This window comes from Microcoleus sp. Z1_B2, from assembly GCF_036700325.1.
Lineage (GTDB): Bacteria > Cyanobacteriota > Cyanobacteriia > Cyanobacteriales > Microcoleaceae > Microcoleus.
Map to the genome: position 1 here is coordinate 1 of NZ_JAUBOQ010000118.1, position 1,158 is coordinate 1,158.

General features: G+C 39.1%; 1 protein-coding gene. It reads right to left on the reverse strand.

The window, feature by feature from the left end; all coding sequences use genetic code 11:
• The coding region (locus QT984_RS29700; protein WP_333058679.1) for an ISAs1 family transposase at nucleotides 1-1,007 on the reverse strand (1,007 nt) is incomplete at its 3' end.
• Nucleotides 1,008-1,158: the final 151 nt, after the last annotated feature.

Below are 1,158 nucleotides of genomic sequence, written 5' to 3' on the forward strand. Positions count from 1 at the left end.
TTTTCAATACCCCAATGTTTTCGGATAGCCAGACCAATAAGTTGAGCATTACTGTGTAAAGAAGTCAAATAAAATTGCACCTCACGGGTAGTTTTGTTCCAGAGATGACGGACTCGTACAACCATGACAACGCTTTGAAGTCCTGCCCATAATCGGGGTTGATAAAGATGATTAATTGCAGAAACCGGAACCGACCAGACTTGACGAATTTCTCGGCGATGGTGTCCTTTTTCGATGCGTTTTTCATAACTGACATCAATGCCTTGAAATTGCTGAGAAGAAGCTGTTTCAAACCATTCTTGAACCTGATTGTAGAGAGTGGGATGATTTGCCTTGAGCGCCAAAACGTAATCTCCTTTCTTGTCGATAATCTTTTTGGCAATTTCTGTTTGTGTCCCCATTGCATCAATAGTGATAATGGAACCGGTGATATCCAGTAATTCTAATAATGCAGGAATAGCAGTAATTTCATTAGATTTATCTTCTACTTTCATCTGTCCCAAAACTAAACGTTGTTCACTCGACCAGGCACTAATAATATGGAGTGCCGATTTACCTTGATTTCGGTCATACGAACCCCTAATGGTCTTCCCATCTATGGGGATTATTTCTCCTCCCATCTTGGTGACAAGGGTTTCTACCCATTGAAGAAAACAACGATTCAATTCTTCTGGGTTAATAAACTCAAATACCCGACGAAAAGTGTCATCAGAGGGAATACCGTGAGGTAATGCCAAAAACTTTTCTAACCACTGTTTTTTGCTAATGCCATAATTTTCCATGTCTTCCCATCCTTGCGCTCCAGCAATTACTGCTAAAATCGCAATTACTAAGATATCTGTGAGTTGATGTTTCTTCGTTCTCTCCACTCTGGGATCTTTAATATCTTGGAAGTGCTGAACTAAACTTTTTTGAATACAAGCGATATCTGCCACTTCTGTTAGCTTTCTCTCAGGAGGAAAATTTTTCTGAGTATCGGCAGTTTTGTTGTCAAAGCCTTGAAACATATAGGGTATTTTTTGAGATTTTCAACTACAGTATTACTGTCATCTCACTGATCTGTGTTAGGAGTCAAGTGTGCTGTCTACACAGTCTCTTATGCTTATTTTGTTAACTTTGTCAAGTTCATATTATACCAAATTAGATGAGCTTACCCTG